This window comes from Psychromicrobium lacuslunae (assembly GCF_000950575.1).
In the GTDB taxonomy this organism is placed as follows: Bacteria; Actinomycetota; Actinomycetes; order Actinomycetales; family Micrococcaceae; genus Renibacterium; species Renibacterium lacuslunae.
This window is the reverse complement of record NZ_CP011005.1, coordinates 1004119-1020752: the sequence shown is the minus strand read 5'-3', so window position 1 is coordinate 1020752 and position 16634 is coordinate 1004119. Positions and strand designations below refer to the sequence as shown.

At 59.6% G+C, this 16634-nt stretch carries 18 protein-coding genes; 1 reads left to right on the top strand and 17 read right to left on the bottom strand.

The genetic code is table 11. The features are described from left to right. From UM93_RS04715 to pyrR, 4 genes are read right to left on the bottom strand one after another with little or no spacing between them, the layout of a single operon-like run. Complete coding sequence (locus UM93_RS04715) at positions 1-546, bottom strand: PH-like domain-containing protein (protein WP_045073993.1); 546 nt, start codon at positions 544-546, stop codon at positions 1-3. Continuing rightward, a complete protein-coding gene (locus UM93_RS04710) occupies positions 546-1850 on the bottom strand; it encodes a dihydroorotase (RefSeq protein ID WP_045073992.1) in 1305 nt (434 codons plus the stop codon). The genes UM93_RS04715 and UM93_RS04710 overlap by 1 nt, the downstream gene beginning before the upstream one ends. Further along, positions 1847-2854 carry an aspartate carbamoyltransferase catalytic subunit gene (locus tag UM93_RS04705; RefSeq protein WP_045073991.1) on the bottom strand — a complete coding sequence of 336 codons (1008 nt, stop codon included), beginning with the start codon at positions 2852-2854 and terminating at the stop codon, positions 1847-1849. The genes UM93_RS04710 and UM93_RS04705 overlap by 4 nt, the downstream gene beginning before the upstream one ends. After that, positions 2851-3447: a bifunctional pyr operon transcriptional regulator/uracil phosphoribosyltransferase PyrR gene (pyrR, locus tag UM93_RS04700; protein WP_045073989.1), complete on the bottom strand. Its 597-nt coding sequence runs from the start codon at positions 3445-3447 to the stop codon at positions 2851-2853. The genes UM93_RS04705 and pyrR overlap by 4 nt, the downstream gene beginning before the upstream one ends. 134 nt (positions 3448-3581) lie before the next feature. On the opposite strand from pyrR, the gene UM93_RS04690 reads away from it, so the two are divergent. After that, complete coding sequence (locus tag UM93_RS04690) at positions 3582-5162, top strand: PrsW family intramembrane metalloprotease (RefSeq protein WP_052663627.1); 1581 nt, start codon at positions 3582-3584, stop codon at positions 5160-5162. Positions 5163-5348: 186 nt separating this feature from the next. On the opposite strand, the gene nusB is transcribed toward UM93_RS04690, so the two are convergent. The 13 genes from nusB to rpsD all read right to left on the bottom strand — a co-directional run bounded on the left by nusB (position 5349) and on the right by rpsD (position 16632). Further along, the gene (gene nusB / locus UM93_RS04685) at positions 5349-5798 is read right to left on the bottom strand and encodes a transcription antitermination factor NusB (protein ID WP_045073986.1); all 450 of its coding nucleotides are present in this window, start codon (positions 5796-5798) and stop codon (positions 5349-5351) included. Then, on the bottom strand, positions 5798-6358 hold the full coding sequence (gene efp / locus UM93_RS04680; RefSeq protein ID WP_045073984.1) for an elongation factor P: 561 nt from the start codon (positions 6356-6358) through the stop codon (positions 5798-5800). The genes nusB and efp overlap by 1 nt, the downstream gene beginning before the upstream one ends. Positions 6359-6444: 86 nt before the next feature. Beyond that, entirely contained in the window at positions 6445-6969 is a 525-nt protein-coding gene (locus UM93_RS04675; protein ID WP_045073982.1) for a tetratricopeptide repeat protein, read from the bottom strand. Continuing rightward, on the bottom strand, positions 6966-8057 hold the full coding sequence (gene aroB / locus UM93_RS04670; RefSeq protein ID WP_045073980.1) for a 3-dehydroquinate synthase: 1092 nt from the start codon (positions 8055-8057) through the stop codon (positions 6966-6968). Before aroB ends, UM93_RS04675 begins: the two co-directional genes overlap by 4 nt. Then, a complete protein-coding gene (locus UM93_RS04665) occupies positions 8050-8616 on the bottom strand; it encodes a shikimate kinase (protein ID WP_052663626.1) in 567 nt (188 codons plus the stop codon). The genes aroB and UM93_RS04665 overlap by 8 nt, the downstream gene beginning before the upstream one ends. Beyond that, on the bottom strand, positions 8613-9812 hold the full coding sequence (gene aroC, locus UM93_RS04660) for a chorismate synthase (RefSeq protein WP_045073979.1): 1200 nt from the start codon (positions 9810-9812) through the stop codon (positions 8613-8615). Before aroC ends, UM93_RS04665 begins: the two co-directional genes overlap by 4 nt. Positions 9813-9843: 31 nt before the next feature. Then, positions 9844-10686, bottom strand: coding sequence for a shikimate dehydrogenase (locus UM93_RS04655; protein ID WP_045076879.1), 843 nt, complete (start codon positions 10684-10686; stop codon positions 9844-9846). A 5-nt stretch (positions 10687-10691) separates the two neighbouring features. Further along, positions 10692-11873 carry an endolytic transglycosylase MltG gene (mltG, locus tag UM93_RS04650; protein WP_045073977.1) on the bottom strand — a complete coding sequence of 394 codons (1182 nt, stop codon included), beginning with the start codon at positions 11871-11873 and terminating at the stop codon, positions 10692-10694. Positions 11874-11917: 44 nt separating this feature from the next. Continuing rightward, positions 11918-12463 carry a Holliday junction resolvase RuvX gene (gene ruvX / locus UM93_RS04645; protein WP_045073976.1) on the bottom strand — a complete coding sequence of 182 codons (546 nt, stop codon included), beginning with the start codon at positions 12461-12463 and terminating at the stop codon, positions 11918-11920. After that, the gene (gene alaS / locus UM93_RS04640; RefSeq protein ID WP_045073974.1) at positions 12463-15153 is read right to left on the bottom strand and encodes an alanine--tRNA ligase; all 2691 of its coding nucleotides are present in this window, start codon (positions 15151-15153) and stop codon (positions 12463-12465) included. Before alaS ends, ruvX begins: the two co-directional genes overlap by 1 nt. Positions 15154-15219: 66 nt before the next feature. Continuing rightward, entirely contained in the window at positions 15220-15441 is a 222-nt protein-coding gene (locus UM93_RS04635; protein ID WP_199921807.1) for a hypothetical protein, read from the bottom strand. 17 nt (positions 15442-15458) lie between these two features. After that, on the bottom strand, positions 15459-15836 hold the full coding sequence (locus UM93_RS04630; RefSeq protein WP_045073973.1) for a DUF948 domain-containing protein: 378 nt from the start codon (positions 15834-15836) through the stop codon (positions 15459-15461). 169 nt (positions 15837-16005) lie between these two features. Further along, a complete protein-coding gene (gene rpsD / locus UM93_RS04625) occupies positions 16006-16632 on the bottom strand; it encodes a 30S ribosomal protein S4 (protein ID WP_045073971.1) in 627 nt (208 codons plus the stop codon). Between the last annotated feature and the right edge of the window lie 2 nt (positions 16633-16634).

Here is a 16634-nt window from a genome sequence, read left to right as displayed (position 1 = left end):
TCAGCCATCCTTTTCTGTGCTGTCTAATTCTTGAGCTTCTAAAGTCGGTGTCTCTGCCGGGTCTTGCGGAGCCAGCTTTTGCAATGCGAGGAACAACGGACCGCGATCGGCGGCACGTTGTGTGCGGAAGCCGGTATCTAATGCTTGCTCCCCTAATTTCCAACTCAGCACCACCAAACCGTCCTTTTCGACGAATTTGCCCGCCATCCCACTTTCCAGCCGGACACCGTCGTAATGCCCATTTGCAATGAAGAGATCCGGTGCCCCGCGACGTGCCAGCAAGATCCCTTCGGGGTGCAGACTGAGCTCTGCCTGAGTGCGCAGCCCCAGGCTGTGCACCGCGATCCGGTCCAGCCAATCGCCCTCAGTGGTGGTCGCCACGTACTGGCCTGGCACCGAAAGCTGAGCTTGGCTTAGCTCCGGCACCTCAGGGAGCGGCAAGGTCTCAGCCTGCCGACGCTGCCGGTTTCGCCAGCCCACCCAGATCAGCGCGAAGGCCGCGAGCACGAGCAGTACCGCGAAGATGGTTGGCCACAGCTTGTCCACTAAAGCGCTCCGACGTCGGTCGGTGTATTTAGCTCGCCGTTCAGCACGGTGGGGTGCCCATTCAGGAAGGTGGCTATCACAGCCCCGGGCAATTCCAAGCCAGCGAAGGGCGAGTTGCGCCCCTTGGTCGCCATCTTCTGTGGGTCGACTGTCCAGCGTGCGGCCGGGTCCACCAGGGTCAGCTGCGCGGTTTCACCAATTGCCAAGCTGCCGCCCTGCCAGGGTAACTGACCGATCGTCGCCGGGGTCTGGGAAGTAATCTTCGCTACCTGCTGCCAGCCGATCAGTCCGGTTTCCACCATGGTGTGCTGCACCACCGAAAGCGCTGTCTCCAAGCCGGTCATGCCCATCGCCGCTTGCGCCCATTCGCATTCTTTCGCCTCGCTAGGGTGCGGGGCGTGATCGGTACCGACGACGTCGATGGTGCCATCGGCCAGTGCAGCGCGTAAGGCTTGCACGTCTTCGGAGCTGCGTAGCGGTGGGTTGACCTTGAAAACAGGATCGTAGCTGCGCACCAGTTCGTCGGTGAGTAGCAAGTGGTGCGGGGTAACCTCGGCGGTGACCTTGACGCCGCGAGCCTTAGCCCAGCGAATGATCTCGACGCTGCCCGCAGTTGAGACGTGGCAGATGTGCAGCCGAGAATCGACGTGCTGAGCCAGCAGTACATCTCGGGCGATAATGGCTTCCTCGGCAACCGCCGGCCAGCCCTGCAAGCCGAGCACAGCGGACACCTCGCCCTCGTTCATCTGGGCGCCTTCGGTGAGCCTCGGCTCCTGCGCATGTTGGGCCACCACGCCATCAAACGCTTTGACATACTCCAGCGCGCGACGCATTAGCACCGGGTCCCAGACGCACATGCCATCGTCGGAGAACACCCTGACCCGAGCTCGAGAATCAGCCATCGCGCCGAGTTCGGCCAGCCGTTGACCGGCCAGGCCCACGGTCACCGCGCCCACTGGCCGCACCTCGGTCCAGCCAGCGTCCTGGCCGAGGCGGTAAACCTGCTCAACTACCCCGGCAGTATCTGCCACCGGCATGCTGTTCGCCATCGCGTGCACTGCGGTGAAACCACCCTTGGCGGCAGCCTGCGAGCCGGTCAGCACCGTTTCGGCATCCTCGCGACCGGGCTCACGCAAATGGGTGTGTAGATCGACCAGGCCCGGCAGCGCAACTAACCCTTCAGCGTCGATCTCAGTTGCCCCCGCCGAGTCTTCTAGCGGAGCAAAGCGCCCGTCAGCAACCAGCAGATCGGTGCGCTCGCCGCCCAGGACCGAAGCACCTTTGATCAAATATTTACTCATCATTTGCTCCGTTCAAAGTTTTCAGTTGCGCTACCGTGCGCTGAGCTCGAATTACCGCTCAGCAGCAGATAGAGCGCAGCCATTCGCACCGCGACGCCGTTTCTTACCTGATCTAGCACGGTGGACCGGGCAGAATCTGCCGCCGCGGAGGAAATCTCCAAGCCCCGGTTCATCGGGCCTGGGTGCATCACAATGGTGTCCTTAAGCCCGAGGCTATCCAGCCGTGCCAGCCGAGCGTCGTCGAAGCCCCAACGCCGCGAGTATTCGCGTTCCGAGGGGAAGAACGCGGCATTCATCCGCTCACCCTGCACTCGGAGCATCATCATCGCGTCCACCCCGGTGTCCAGGGTGGCGTCGAGGTCGTAGCTCACCGCAACGGGCCAGGAACTGACCCCGAGCGGCAACAGCGTTGGCGGCGCGACCAAGGTCACCGAGGCACCGAGCGTCTTCAGTAACCAGACATTGGAGCGAGCCACCCGGGAATGCAGGACGTCCCCAGCTATCGCTACCCGTAGCCCACTCAGATCGGAGCCAATCGAGTTAAGGCCACGCACCTTGGCCCAGTGCCTGCGCATCGTGAAGGCATCCAGCAGCGCCTGGGTGGGGTGCTCGTGAGTACCGTCACCCGCATTGATGACCGCGGCGTCGATCCATCCGGAGTTCGCCAGTTGCTGGGGCGCGCCGGAGGCACCGTGCCGAATCACTACCGCATCGGCGCTCATTGCTTCCAAAGTTTGCGCGGTGTCTTTGAGTGATTCGCCCTTAGAAACCGAGGAGCCTTTGACCGCAAAATTGATTACATCGGCGCTCAGCCGTTTAGCCGCTGCCTCAAAGGAGATCCGAGTGCGAGTGGAGTCCTCGAAGAACAGATTCACTACCGTGCGGCCGCGTAGCGCGGGCAGCTTCTTGACCTCGCGCTCGGTTACCGCCGCCATTTCCTCGGCGGTGTCCAAGATTTGCAGGGCATCCGCGCGGGCCAGATCGTGGGTGGAGAGCAAATGCCTCATGATGACTCCCCTGCCGTTGCTGGGCCCTCGATGATCACTTGCTCCGCGCCATCGTCGGTCTCGGCCAAATGCACGCGAACCCGTTCGCTGGAGGAAGTGGGCAGGTTCTTGCCGACGTAGTCGGCGCGGATCGGCAGCTCACGGTGCCCTCGATCGACCAGCACCGCTAGCCGTACGATGGTGGGGCGACCCAGGTCGACGAGCGCATCGAGTGCAGCCCTGATCGTCCGACCGGAGTAGAGCACGTCATCAACCAGTACCACCACCCGATTGTCAATGCCCGTGGTGGGTAGCTGGGTGCGTTGTGGCGCCCGGGTTGGCTGCCGGGAAAGGTCGTCCCGGAACATCGTGACATCGAGTTGCCCCAAAATATCGTCGGGGTTGATTTTCGGTTCCACGCTGGCAATTTTTTCCGCCAGTCTTCGCGCCAAAGGAAAACCTCGGCGCGGAATTCCGAGCAAAACTAGTTGCTCAGCACCTCGATTAGCTTCGAGGATTTCATGCGCAATGCGCGTCAGTGCACGGTCGATGTCCGCACTACTCAAAACCACTCGACCATTACTGGCCTGCGTGGTTTGAACAGAGTTGTTCATGCCGATGCCCCCTTCCCCGCCTCACAGGACGGAATTAAAGTGGATCATTGCAGTTAAAAACTACCACAGCAGTTTGCCCGGCGATTAGCGCAACTTCTTGGTTTCGACCGCCGGAGCACCGTAAAGTATGGGCTATGAGCAGCCCGTGGCAAGACCCCAATCAACCGCAGCATTGGCAACAGCCGGAGGGCCAACAATACGACCAATACGGTCAGCCAATCTACCCGCAGGCGCCGCTTGAGCAGCAACAAGGCTACTATGACAACACTGCTTCGCAGCAGGGCTACTCCGAATATCCGCAGCAAGCCTACGATCAGGGCCAACAAGGTTATTACGGCTACCAGCAGGAGCAAGCACATCAGGACTGGCCCCAGGGACAACCCGCTCAACAGCCAGCTCAGCAGTTTAACCAACAGCAATTCGGCCAGCAGCAATTCGCTCAGTATGACGGGTTCCAGCAATCACAACAGGCCTATACGCCGCTCAACCCGACCTGGATGGGCCAGGTCGAACCGCAAAACTACACGCCGGCACCGAACTATGCACCGACGCAGCCGATTCAGCCGGTCTGGACGCATCAGCAAGCTCGCCGCACCAAGCGAACTCTCAATGTGGTGCTCTTGGTGGCTATCACCTGCATTGTGGTGGCACTGCTCGCGATTTTCCTGGTGCTACCGAACCTTTACCGCGCCGCTGGCCCGGCTGGCATCATGGTCGGGTTCTTGCTGTCCCTCTTCCCCTTGGCTGCGGTGCTGCTCACCGTCTACTTCATCGACCGCTGGGAACCGGAGCCGCGCTGGATGCTTGGCTTTGCGCTACTCTGGGGTGCTGCCGGATCGATTGGCACCACGCTGCTGATCCAGCCAGTCTGGATCAAACTCTTCATGCCTGACGACCTCTCCAAGGCCGAGGCTTCGCAATGGCTCGCCAGCTTTGAGGCTCCACCGGTTGAGGAGTTCTCTAAGGGTCTCGGCATCTTGCTGATTGCACTCTTCGCCCGGAAATACTTTGACGGCCCGGTCGACGGCGTGGTTTACGCCGCTACCATCGCGGCAGGCTTCGCCTTCACTGAAAACATCCAGTACTTCGGCAGAACCTTCGTTGATCCCGACGGCGGTGCGCTGAGCCTTAGCATCATCTTCATCATTCGAGGTATTTTCAGCCCCTTCGGCCATGCGCTCTATACCGCTTGTACCGGCGTCGCGGTCGGCTACGCGGCTCGTAAGGGCAACTCCGGAATGATTATCGGCTTCTTCTTCATCGGTCTCATCCCGGCGATGATCTTCCACTACATCTGGAACAGTGCTCCTTCATTATTCGAACCAACCGATATCGCCAGTTTCCTTGGCTCTGTCTTCTTACAGTCGGTGGTCTACGAAGGTCCGCTGATCGTACTTTGGGGGGTTGGCATCTACTTCCTGCGCAAATCCGAAGCCAAGCTGACCCATCGAAGGTTGGCCGAATATGCGCAAAGCGGCTGGTTCACCCCGGAGGAGGTCAATATGATCGCGACCCCGGCTGGTCGACGCAATGCCATGGCCTGGGCGAAAACGTACCGTCGGACACAGCCGATGAAGGAATTTATCCGCAAGTCGACCTCATTGGCCTACACCAGGCAACGCATCCTAGTGGGCGCTAGTCAACGGCAGAACCAGCAAGATGAACAAGGCCTGCTTGACGAGATCACCGCGCTAAGACCTCTGGTGCTCGGCTAAGCCCAGCACCGCCCCGCCGAGTGTGCAGATCTACATCTTAAGAAGCATTCAAAACATGTAGATCTGCACACTCACCGATAGTTGAGGCCGCGAACGTGCCACCGCGCTCGAGGGGACCGGAACGACGAAGGCGCCGCCCACCTTAGTGGTGGGCGGCGCCTTCGTGATTCAGATCTCGATTGGTGGCTAAGCCAGCAGTGTCGGTTTGAGTTGCTGTAGTCGTCCCAGCAGACCGTTCACGAACTGCGGGGATTCATCCGTCGAAAGAGCCTTGGCTAGTTCGACTGCTTCACTCACCGCGACGCCGTCTGGAATCTCCTCGTTATAGAGCAATTCCCAGCTGCCGATCCTTAGGATAATCAGGTCTACCGCGGGCATCCGCTCGAGCGTCCATCCCTTGGCGTAGGTCTGCAAAAACTCATCGATTGTCTCTTGCTGCGCGGTGACACCGTCGATCAGCTCTACCGTGTAAGGAGCAATAATCTGGTCGGTGCTTTCGCGGCGCAATTGCAGAATCTCCGAGGCAGCCATCTCCCGCTGACCTGATTCGAAAAGAATATCCAGGGCACGACGCCGCGCTTTGCTCCGGGCCCGGGAACCACTATTACCGGTGTTGCCGTTGCTAGCAGAACTCACTAGTTAACTCGGCCCAGGTAGCTGCCATCACGGGTATCCACTTTGACCTTGGTGCCCTGCTCAACGAACAGCGGAACCTGGATCTCGTAACCGGTCTCCAGGGTGGCACCCTTGGTTCCCGCTGAGGAACGGTCGCCCTGCAGGCCTGGCTCGGTGTAGGTGATCTCCAAGATCACCGAAGCCGGCAGTTCCAGGTACAAAGGAGTACCTTCATGCAGAGCAATGTTGACGTTCTGATTTTCCAGCATAAAGTTCACAGCGTCACCGACAACAGCAGCGGAAACGGTGATCTGGTCATAATCTTGGGTGTCCATGAAGATGAAATCCTCGCCGTCCTGGTACAGGTACTGGTAATCACGACGGTCAACGGTCGCGGTTTCAATCTTCAGACCAGCGTTAAAAGTCTTGTCGACCACCTTGCCGGAGAGCACATTGCGGATCTTGGTGCGCACAAAAGCGCCACCCTTGCCGGGCTTGACGTGCTGGAACTCAATAACATTCCAAAGCTGCCCGTCGAGGTTCAGCACCGTTCCGTTTTTAATATCGTTAGTAGTTGCCACTGTGTCTCTTCCTGAAAGTTCAGCCGGGGATGTTCAACTTGTCAAAAAACCAGCACTTATTCTATCGCGTTTTTCACGCTCTTGATTCAGGCCACTGATTCGGCGCGCTCGGCCATTTCCCGCGCCCGTTGCAGGGCCACCGTGGAGGAGTAAATCAGCGGCGCAGCAGCGCCTGCGGCCACCCGCAATTCCAGGGCCGTTGAAAAGCTGTTCGCGGCAGCCTGATATTGGCCCGCGCGGAAATACGCTTTGCCGAGATGCTGCCGAATCACTGCCGCCATCTCGCTACCGCCAAACTCAGCGCTCAGGTTCCGCAATCGACGGATTGCCCGCTCGTTTTCATGCACCGCCGCGGAGAGGTCCGCTTCGAGGATTCTCAACGGCAATGAACCAGGCTCGGCCAATCGCGCTTCGGCAATCAGCTCCGCTGCCTTGCTGTTTTCACCCTTGGCCAACAGCACGAAAACCTGCGCCGCTGCGTCGTCGGTCGCCCGCAACGCAGCTTCGCATTGCTCCGCGTCGACTACCTCGCTCAACAGGGTCTCAGGATTAATAGCAATCCCCGGGAAGCCGCTTTCTGGCCAGTCAGCAAAATCTGAATACTCACTCATTCGGCAATCTCCTGATATGCGGCGAAAAGTAACGAGGTATCTGGCACATCCAGAATCCCCGGTTTCGCAACGTCGTCAAGAACCACGAAGCGCAGTAAATCACCGCGAGATTTCTTATCCCGACGCATCCCGTCCAGCAGTCCTTGCCAGCGATCCCGGCGGTAACTGGTCGGCAGACCGAGGGATTCCAGCACGCTGCGATGACGATCCGCCACCTCGTCGCTGAGTCGACCGACACTACGAGCAAGTTCGGCGGCAAACATCATCCCGACGGACACAGCAGCACCGTGTCGCCAGGAATATCGCTCAACCAATTCGATGGCATGGCCGAGGGTGTGGCCATAGTTCAAGAATTCTCGCCGCCCAGACTCCTTCAGATCCTGCGAAACCACCTCGGCCTTGACCGCGATCGCTCGCTCGATCAACTCACGGAGCACTTCTGATCCAGGATCTTTCACCGCTTGCGGGTCGGCTTCGACGAGCTCCAGAATTTTCGGGTCTGCGATGAAACCACATTTCACCACCTCGGCCATGCCGGAAATTAATTCATTGGCAGGCAAGGTCTGCAAAGCGTCCAGGTCTGCCAGCACAGCCGCGGGCGGGTGAAACGCGCCCACCAGGTTCTTACCCTCAGCGGTATTGATACCCGTTTTACCGCCCACTGCGGCGTCCACCATGCCGAGCAGGCTGGTGGGCAAATGAATCACTTTGACGCCGCGCAACCAGGTGGCGGCGACAAAGCCGGCCAGATCGGATACTGCGCCGCCACCGACCGAAACCACGGCGTCAGAGCGAGTGAAGTCATTCTGGCCCAGCACCTGCCAGCAAAAAGCAGCGACCTGAATGTGTTTGCCTTCTTCAGCATCGGGGATTTCAGCGGTTACCGCAGTGAAGCCCGCGGCGGTAAGCTCATCCCGCACAGTATCCCCAGTCAGCCGAAGCGCACGCGGGTGTACCACTAGGACCCGACGGACCCTTTCGCCGAGCAGCGTCGGCAGTTTACCGAGCAAACCGCGGCCAACCAGCACAGCATAATTCTCGGACGGTTGAGTGCCGGTGATCTCAATGACCGTTTCAGTATCATTCATTGCTTTCTCCTTGCACCGTTCGACTTAGCTGATCAATGATCAGCCGAGCTAGCTCCGATGCCTTGTGATCTTCAATCTCTAAGGTCAGATCCGCGAGCCGCTGGTAAACACAAGCGCGGTCCTTGAGTAGTTTTTCCCAGCGGGCCACGGGATCTTCGCTCTGCAGCAGCGGTCGATTGGTGGAGCGCAACAGTCGAGCCCTGACGTGATCGCTGCTAGCCGATAAGTAGACCACGGTGTGAGCGCTGAGTAGCTGCTGGGTGCCGGTATCCAAAACCGCTCCGCCACCCAGAGAGAGTACAAAAGGTTTCGATTGTGCGAGCAGCTGAGCGACGCAGCGCGCCTCGACCTGCCGGAACCACGCCTCACCCCGGGAGGCGAAGATTTCGGCGATCTTACCGTGCTGGTTCTCAATCTGCTGGTCGGAGTCAATGAAATCGCGACCCAGTTGACGTGCCAATTCCAAGCCGAGGGTGGTTTTGCCCACCGCCATCGGGCCGATCAGCACAATGCTGTTCGGCAACTTCTCCGGCCCTAGCGCTGCATCGGAGGGCGTCACAGCGGCTGAGAACCGAGTTCGTCTGGGATATTCGCCAGATACTGCTCGAGGTTACGCTTGGTTTCACCGAGCGAGTCGCCGGCGAACTTCTCCAAGACCGCCTCCGCCAGCACCAAGGCCACCATGGCTTCGGCCACCACTCCGGCGGCGGGCACCGCACAGACGTCAGAACGCTGATGATGAGCTTTGGCCGGTGCACCGGTGCTGATATCGACGGTACGCAGCGCACGCGGGACGGTGGCAATTGGTTTCATCGCGGCGCGCACCCGGAGCACATCGCCAATGCTCATGCCTCCTTCGATACCGCCAGCCCGATTACTCATCCGGTGAACCGCACCGTCCGCGGTCAGCTCGATTTCGTCATGCGCGGCCGAACCACGGCGCGCCGCACTTCGGAAGCCGTCGCCCACTTCAACACCTTTAATGGCTTGAATTCCCATCAGGGCAGCAGCCAGTCTGGCGTCCAGCCGGCGATCCCAATGTACGTAGCTACCCAGTCCCGGTGGCAGCCCATAGGCCAGCACTTCGACAACGCCACCTAAGGTCTCGCCCTCTTTATGTGCGGCATCCACCTCGGCAACCATGGCAGCAGAAGTGTCGGCGTCAAAGCATCGCAATGGGTCGGCGTCCAGCGCTGACAAATCAGCAGCTGTCGGAGTGGCTGCGTGCTCCGGCGCTGCTACCGTGCCAACCGCAACGGTGTGGCTGACCAGGGTGATGCCCAGTTGCTCAAGGAACGCCGAAGCCACCGCACCGAGGGCAACCCGCATCGCGGTTTCCCGCGCACTGGCCCGTTCCAGCACCGGCCGGGCCTCGGCAAAACCATACTTCTGCATTCCGGTGAAGTCTGCGTGCCCCGGACGCGGTCTGGTGAGCGGGGCATTACGGGCTTGACCTGCCAGTTCGGCTTCGCTGACTACGTCAGCGGCCATGATTTGCTCCCACTTAGGCCATTCGGTGTTGCCGACCTCAATTGCTACCGGGCCGCCCTGGGTCAGACCGTGCCGGACACCACCGAGCACCCTGACCTGGTCCTGTTCGAACTTCATCCGGGCACCACGACCATAGCCAAGCCGGCGACGCGCCAGCGCGTCCTGGATCTGCTGGGTACTAATCTCGATGCCAGCCGGAAGACCTTCAAGAATCCCGGTCAGAGCCGGGCCGTGGGATTCCCCGGCGGTAAGCCAACGCAACATAAAACTATCCTGCCACTATCTATGCCTCAAGTTATCGTCGAGGCAGCCCGATTGAGTCACACATCACATTCACTAAGCCGTTGCGGTCGGATATGACGACCCCACTGAACAGAGCGACTTGTTCAACTGCCTGGTAAAGCAACATTTCTAGACCAGAGACCACCGTCCCACCAGCCGCCTGCCATGCGCTGGCCAAGGCGCTAGGCCAGGGGTCATAGGCCACATCGAGCAGATATCCAGCGCTCGAAGTGACCGAGCCAAGCAGCTCATCGGCGGCTCCGGGCGGCAGTGTGCTCAGCACCAGCTCGGCGCGCAAAGCGCTAAGCGCAGCCAGTGGCAGTACTTCTAAGCTCAGCCCAAGGCGATCAGCCACAACGGCCAAAGCTCCTAGCTTGTCGGGGTTCCGGAGGTAGAGCTGAGCCTCGCCCCCGCCTAGCTCAGCTAGCGCAGCCAACGCAGCCAGCGCGGTGCCGCCGCCGCCCAGCACGATTGGCGGGCGGGAAAAAGTTTCAACACTGCGCAGACCGGCTTGCTGCAGCGCGTTAATGATCCCCGCCACGTCGGTATTGCTGCCGATCAGGGCGCCATCCTCGCGCACACGAACGGTGTTGAGCACGCCAAGTTTCGCCGCCACCGGATCTACTTCATCAACAAGGTCAGCAATAGCGGCCTTATGTGGCATGGTCACCGAGAGTCCACGCCACCCTGCTTGCTCCCGCAATCGCTGGACAAGGCCAGGCAACTCCCCCGCAGACACATCAATGGCCTGGTAGTCAATGTCCACGCCAAGCCAACGGTAGGCAGCTCGATGCAAGGCAGGAGACTTCGAATGCGCAATCGGATGCCCGATGACCGCTGCTTTAGCCGGGCTCACCGCAGTTACTGGCACTTCCCGGCATTGGCTTTACACCAGGCCTGATACTTGGTCACGTTCTGCTCATGTTGCGCGAAAGTGGTGGCATATAGCGTCTCACCGGTGTCCAGGTTGACTGTCACCCAGTAATAGTAGTTATTCGCCTCCGGTTTGGCTGCCGCGACAATAGCGGCGTTGGTCGGCGAGCCAATCGGGCCGATCGGCAGCCCGGGGTTAGCGAAGGTGTTGTACTTGTTCTTCTTATCGAGTTTCTGAGTATTGCTGATGTTGTAGGTTTTCAAGCCCAAGCCATAGGCCACCGTGGCATCCGATTGCAGCAATCCGCGGGTTTCCGCCGAGGTGTTCTTGAGTCTGTTCTCAATGGCACCCGAGATCTTCGCGTAGTTTGCTTCGTTCCCCTCGGCTTCGATGATGCTAGCGATAGTCAGCACGCGGTACTGTTCCTTAGCATCGGTGACCCCCGCCTTGACCAATTCTTCTTTAGTCTTCTGCACCATCTGGCTCAGAATCTCTTTCGCGGTCAAATCAATCGCGAACTGGTACTGGCCTGGCGCCAAATATCCTTCCAAGGACGGCGCGGTGGCTGGCAGCCCGAAGGCGGCAGGATCTTTGGCCAGCGCGGTGAATTCCGCCACCGGAATATCGGTGGCCGCCGCTAGTGCATCGAACACCTCACCCTGCCGGAGGTTCTGCTTGATTGGCGCATAGTGCACCTTCTGCTGGCTTGCTGCCAACAGCACGCTCACTGCATCGGCTGCTTTCATTTCTTCCTTCAGCGGGTAAACACCCGGCAGCAGGGCACTTTCACCGTTTGCGGCCTTGAGCGCGTTAAGGAAAGCGTTCTCACTGGCCACCACCTTTTTAGCGACCAACTCACTGGCCACAGTGCGGGCGCTAGCCCCTTCCGGCAAGGTGTAGACCACCTCAGGGCCACCCGGTCCCGGATAGTCTTTGGCGGTGTTGAAGTCGAGCATTGGACTGATCGCCTGCACCGCGAAATAACCGGCGGCCACAAAAGCCGCCAGGATCAAAATGAAGATCACCGTGCGGCGACGGCGACGTACCTTTCGCGAAGTACGCGCCAGGCGTCGCGATTGATCGTGATCCTGCTCGAAGTGCTCAATAACATTCTGGCCACCCTCGGAATCCAGACGAGCCGCTTCCGGGCTATCGAAAATGGGATTCATCGGGCTCCCCCAGCCTGATTAGTACAGATAGTAATGTGCTGTCCTCACCGTCCGGCAACGTCGGGTCGCTCTGCTTTAGCGACGTCGACGTGAGCGGGCACCAGTTCCCCCACCGGATTGCTCGCAGACTTTTCCATCTCTAAGGCGTGCTGCAAGATGCCAGCAGCCGCCACTTGATCAACTACTTTACGTTGCTCACGCCCGGGCACGCCAGCCGCCCGCAATTGCTGATGCGCGCTGACCGAGCTGAGCCGCTCGTCAATAAGACGTACTTCGCTGTTCGGAGCGGCCTCTGAGAGCAACTCTGCCAGGATCCCGGCCAGGTCCCTAGCCAGCTCCGCTGAAGCGCTTTCGGTGCCACGCAAAGTCTGCGGCAAGCCGACATAAACGATCTTCGCTTCCCGCGCCACGGCTTCTTTGACTATCAACTTGAGATCTGAATTCTTTTTCTGATCTCGGCTGAGGGTTTTCCAGGGCGTGGCCAGGATGCCGTCGGGGTCGCAGACCGCAACCCCGACGCGCACCGTGCCAACGTCGATACCTAATCTGACGCCGTGACGAACCGATTCACCCCGACTGTCCTCGGACACTAGACCGCCAGCACGGCTTGATGCACAGCCTCTAGCGCGGCCGGAATTTTGCTGGCATCGCTGCCGCCACCCTGGGCGACATCGTCCTTGCCGCCGCCACCGCCACCGAGCACACCAGCGGCAACTCGCACCAAAGCGCCGGCCTTCACACCACTTTGGCGTGCCGCCTCATTGGTGGCCACTAAGACCAAGGGCCGGTCGTTGGCGGTGCCGGTGACCGCAACGGTCGCTGCTTCGGAACCGAGGCGCTCGCGTAGATCTAGGGCAAGCGCGCGCAGATCCTCTGCACCGCTGACCTGACCGGCATGATGGGTCAACAGCCTGCTCTTACCCACCTGCTGAGCGGTGCCGACCAGCTCTGCAGCGGCCGCGGATAGCTGCTGCTTCCGGAGTTTTTCCAACTCTTTCTCGGTCGCTTTGAGCTTATTCAAGGTGGCACCGACTCGCTCGGTAAGCTGAGCCGAAGGCACCTTGAGCAGTTCGGTCAACTCGGTCACCAGGGCGCGTTCGGCCGCCAGATGCCGGAAGGCGTCAAGGCCAACAAAAGCCTCAACACGCCGATTTCCGGAACCAACTGACTGCTCACCAAGCAAGGTCAGTGAACCAATTAACGCGGTATTGTCCACGTGAGTACCACCGCAAAGTTCGCGGGACCAGGCACCGTCAATTTCCACCACCCGCACCCGGTTTCCGTAGTTCTCGCCGAACAGTGCCATAGCGCCGAGAGCCTTGGCCTCCTCCAGCGGCATTTCGCTGGTCTGCACCGAGAAGTTATTCCGAATAGCAATATTTGACACTTCTTCGATTTCGGAGCGGGTGGCCTGGCTCAGTCCCTCGCCCCAGGCGAAGTCGAAGCGCAGGTATCCAGCTTTATTGAAGGAACCGCGTTGCAGTGCCTCCGGGCCGAGAATTTGATGCAGGGCGGCATGCACAATGTGCGTCCCGGTGTGTGCCTGTTCGGCAGCGTGACGACGTTCGCGATCGACGGCGGCGCGGACCAGAGCTCCCTCCGGCACCTCGCCCTCGCGCACTACTGCTTTGTGCACGCTCAGGCCCTTGACCGGGCGCTGCACGTCGAGCACCTCAATAACAAAACCGTCTCCGGTGATCAGGCCGGTATCAGCGGCCTGGCCGCCTGCCTCCGCGTAGAACGGCGTCTCGGCCAGCACCAACTCCACCTCCTGGCCAACCCCGGCGCTGGCAATCCGCGAGCCACCAGTCAACAGACCACGGATGGTGGATTCACCATCGAGTTCCTGGTAACCGGTAAACACCGTCTCGCCCTGGGATAGCAGCTCGTTGAAAGCGCTTAGATCAGCGTGGCCGCTCTTCTTAGCGCGCGAATCGGCTTGGGCGCGCTGACGCTGCTCAAGCATAAGTGCTCGGAAGCCCGCCTCATCGACCTTGACGCCGGCTTCCTCCGCCATTTCTAAGGTCAGATCGATCGGGAAGCCGTAAGTGTCGTGAAGGGTAAAGGCATCGCTACCGGAAAGCGCGGTGTTATTGGCCTTCGACTCGATCACTGCCTCATCCAAGCGGGCGGTGCCGGAGGCAATGGTGCGCAGGAAGGACTTCTCCTCGGCGTAGGCGATCCGGCTGATCCGCTCGAAGTCCTCCTCAACTGCCGGGTAAAAGCTCTTCATCGCATCACGAGAAACCGGCAATAACACGGGCAGGCAGGGCTTTTCCACACCCATCAGCCGCATTGCTCGGACGGCACGGCGAATCAGTCTGCGCAAGACATAGCCACGGCCCTCATTGGAAGGGGCTACCCCATCGGAGATCAGCATCAACGCCGAGCGGACGTGATCTGCTACCACCCGGAGCCGGACATCATCGGTGTGGTGTGGATCAGCAGGATCCTCGGTTGAGCTGTATTCCTTGCCGGAGAGCTCAGCGGCAACGTCAAGCACAGGGCGGACCTGATCGGTCTCATACATATTCTCCACGCCCTGCAGGATCATCGCTAGACGTTCCAGCCCCAAGCCGGTGTCGATATTACGCTTTGGCAGCTCACCAGCGACGTCGAAGTCAGTCTTGCTGCGCACCGCGGAGAGCTGGAACTGCATGAACACCAGGTTCCAAATCTCTACATAACGAGTCTCGTCGGCAATTGGGCCGCCGTCGATGCCGTACTGTGCACCGCGATCATAGAAGATCTCCGAGCAGGGGCCACCAGGGCCAGGTTGTCCGGTATGCCAGTAGTTATCGGCCTTGCCAGTGCCCTGGATTCGCTCGTTCGGAAGGCCAATTTTATCCCGCCAGATGGCGCGAGCTTCCTCATCTTTCTCGTCCCCGTCTTCGTAAACGGTGACCCAAAGCCGATCCGGGTTCAGGCCATAACCGCCCTTGTCAATCGGGCTGGTCAAAAGCTCCCAGGCGTAGCTAATCGCCTGCTCTTTGAAGTAATCGCCAAAAGAGAAGTTGCCGCACATTTGGAAGAAAGTGCCGTGACGCACGGTCTTACCAACTTCTTCGATATCACCGGTGCGAATGCACTTCTGCACGCTGGTGGCTTTGTCCCAGGGCGGCGTTTCCCGAGCCGTGAGGTACGGAATGAACGGCACCATACCGGCGATATTGAACAGGATTGACGGATCGGTGGAAATCAGCGAGGCGCTCGGCACCACGGCGTGCCCCTTGGCTGCAAAGAAATCAAGCCAGCGTTGGGCAATTTCGTGGGTCTTCATGACTTTTCTGATCCTTACGTGAGTCGCGCTGAGTACGCTCTGGAGCTGCTCTGGGCGAGCAATGGGTTATTTCTCGGCATCCAAGCCGAGCGCGGAACGAAGTTCGCTTTCCCGCTGAGACATGCCGTCTCGCAGGGTGTCGACAAAATAATGCAGTTCGTCATTGAGCTTGCCGACCGCCCTGTTCAGGCCAGCCGGGCCAAGTGACTGCTGCGCTTGGCTGAATTTGCGCACCGCAATTACACCGATAGTGACACCCAGGCCAAGCCAAAAAATTCTTTTAATCATGACGCTTCCCTCGGTCTTCAGCGGCTGCGACGGCCGCGGCTCTGACCGCTCTTACGGGCGGTAAAGGCTTGCCGCACCCCATAGGAGAAGGATGCAACCTTGATCAAGGGCGAGCCAACGGTGGCTGCGATCAAGGAGGAGAGCGCGGAAATATTGGCGGTGGCATCTGAAACGTTTGAGGTCATACCATCGACCTTCTTCAGTTGTTCATTGGTAGTGCTCACGGTAGCAGTCACCTCGCCAATTAATGGCGTGGTCTCTTCGCTGAGCGAACGAATGCTGCCGCTGAGTTCATCAAAGACTTTGCCGAGTTTGAAAACCGGCACGGCTAGGATGGCGACCAAGATTGCGAATACTCCAGCGGCAATTAGCCCGGCGATATCCCCACCCGACATGGTGCCTCCTTACGTTCGTGGTTGATGTCTATCAGTACCTTACCGATTTCTGCCTGCCCTAGCGAAGGGAGCCAGTTTGAGACCGGCGATAGCCAGCAACTCTAGATACGACGAAGCCCGCGACCTGAGCCGCGGGCTTCGTCGTACCAGAGTCTTAAACTCTCAAGGTTTAGCGTGCGTAGAATTCCACAACCAGCTGCTCTTCGCAGGTGACCGGAACTTCAGCGCGCTTCGGACGACGAACCAGACGAGCCTGCAGGCTCTCCAGCTTGACGTCCAGGTAACCCGGAACGGCAGGAAGCACGTCGCGGTGCGCACCAGCGGCGGCGACCTGCAAGGGAGCCATCACTTCGCTGCGCGGGTGAACGTGAATCAGCTGGCCTTCGCCAACGCGGTACGACGGGCGGTCAACGCGGGCGCCATCAACCATGATGTGACGGTGCACAACGAGCTGACGAGCCTGGGCGATGGTGCGGGCAAAACCGGCACGCAGCACGAGCGCATCGAGACGCATTTCCAACAGCTCAACCAGGTTCTCACCGGTCAGGCCCTTGGTCCGGCGAGCTTCTTCGAAGACGCGAGTCATCTGAGCTTCACGGATACCGTACTGGGCGCGCAGACGCTGCTTTTCGCGCAACCGAACGGCGTAGTCGGAATCCTGTTTCTTGCGGGCGCGACCATGTTCGCCAGGTCCGTACGGACGGCGCTCAAGGTACTTAGCAGCCTTAGGGGTTAGAGCAATGCCGAGGGCACGCGAAATGCGAACCTGACGGCGGGCACGTGTGTTGTTAGCCACGG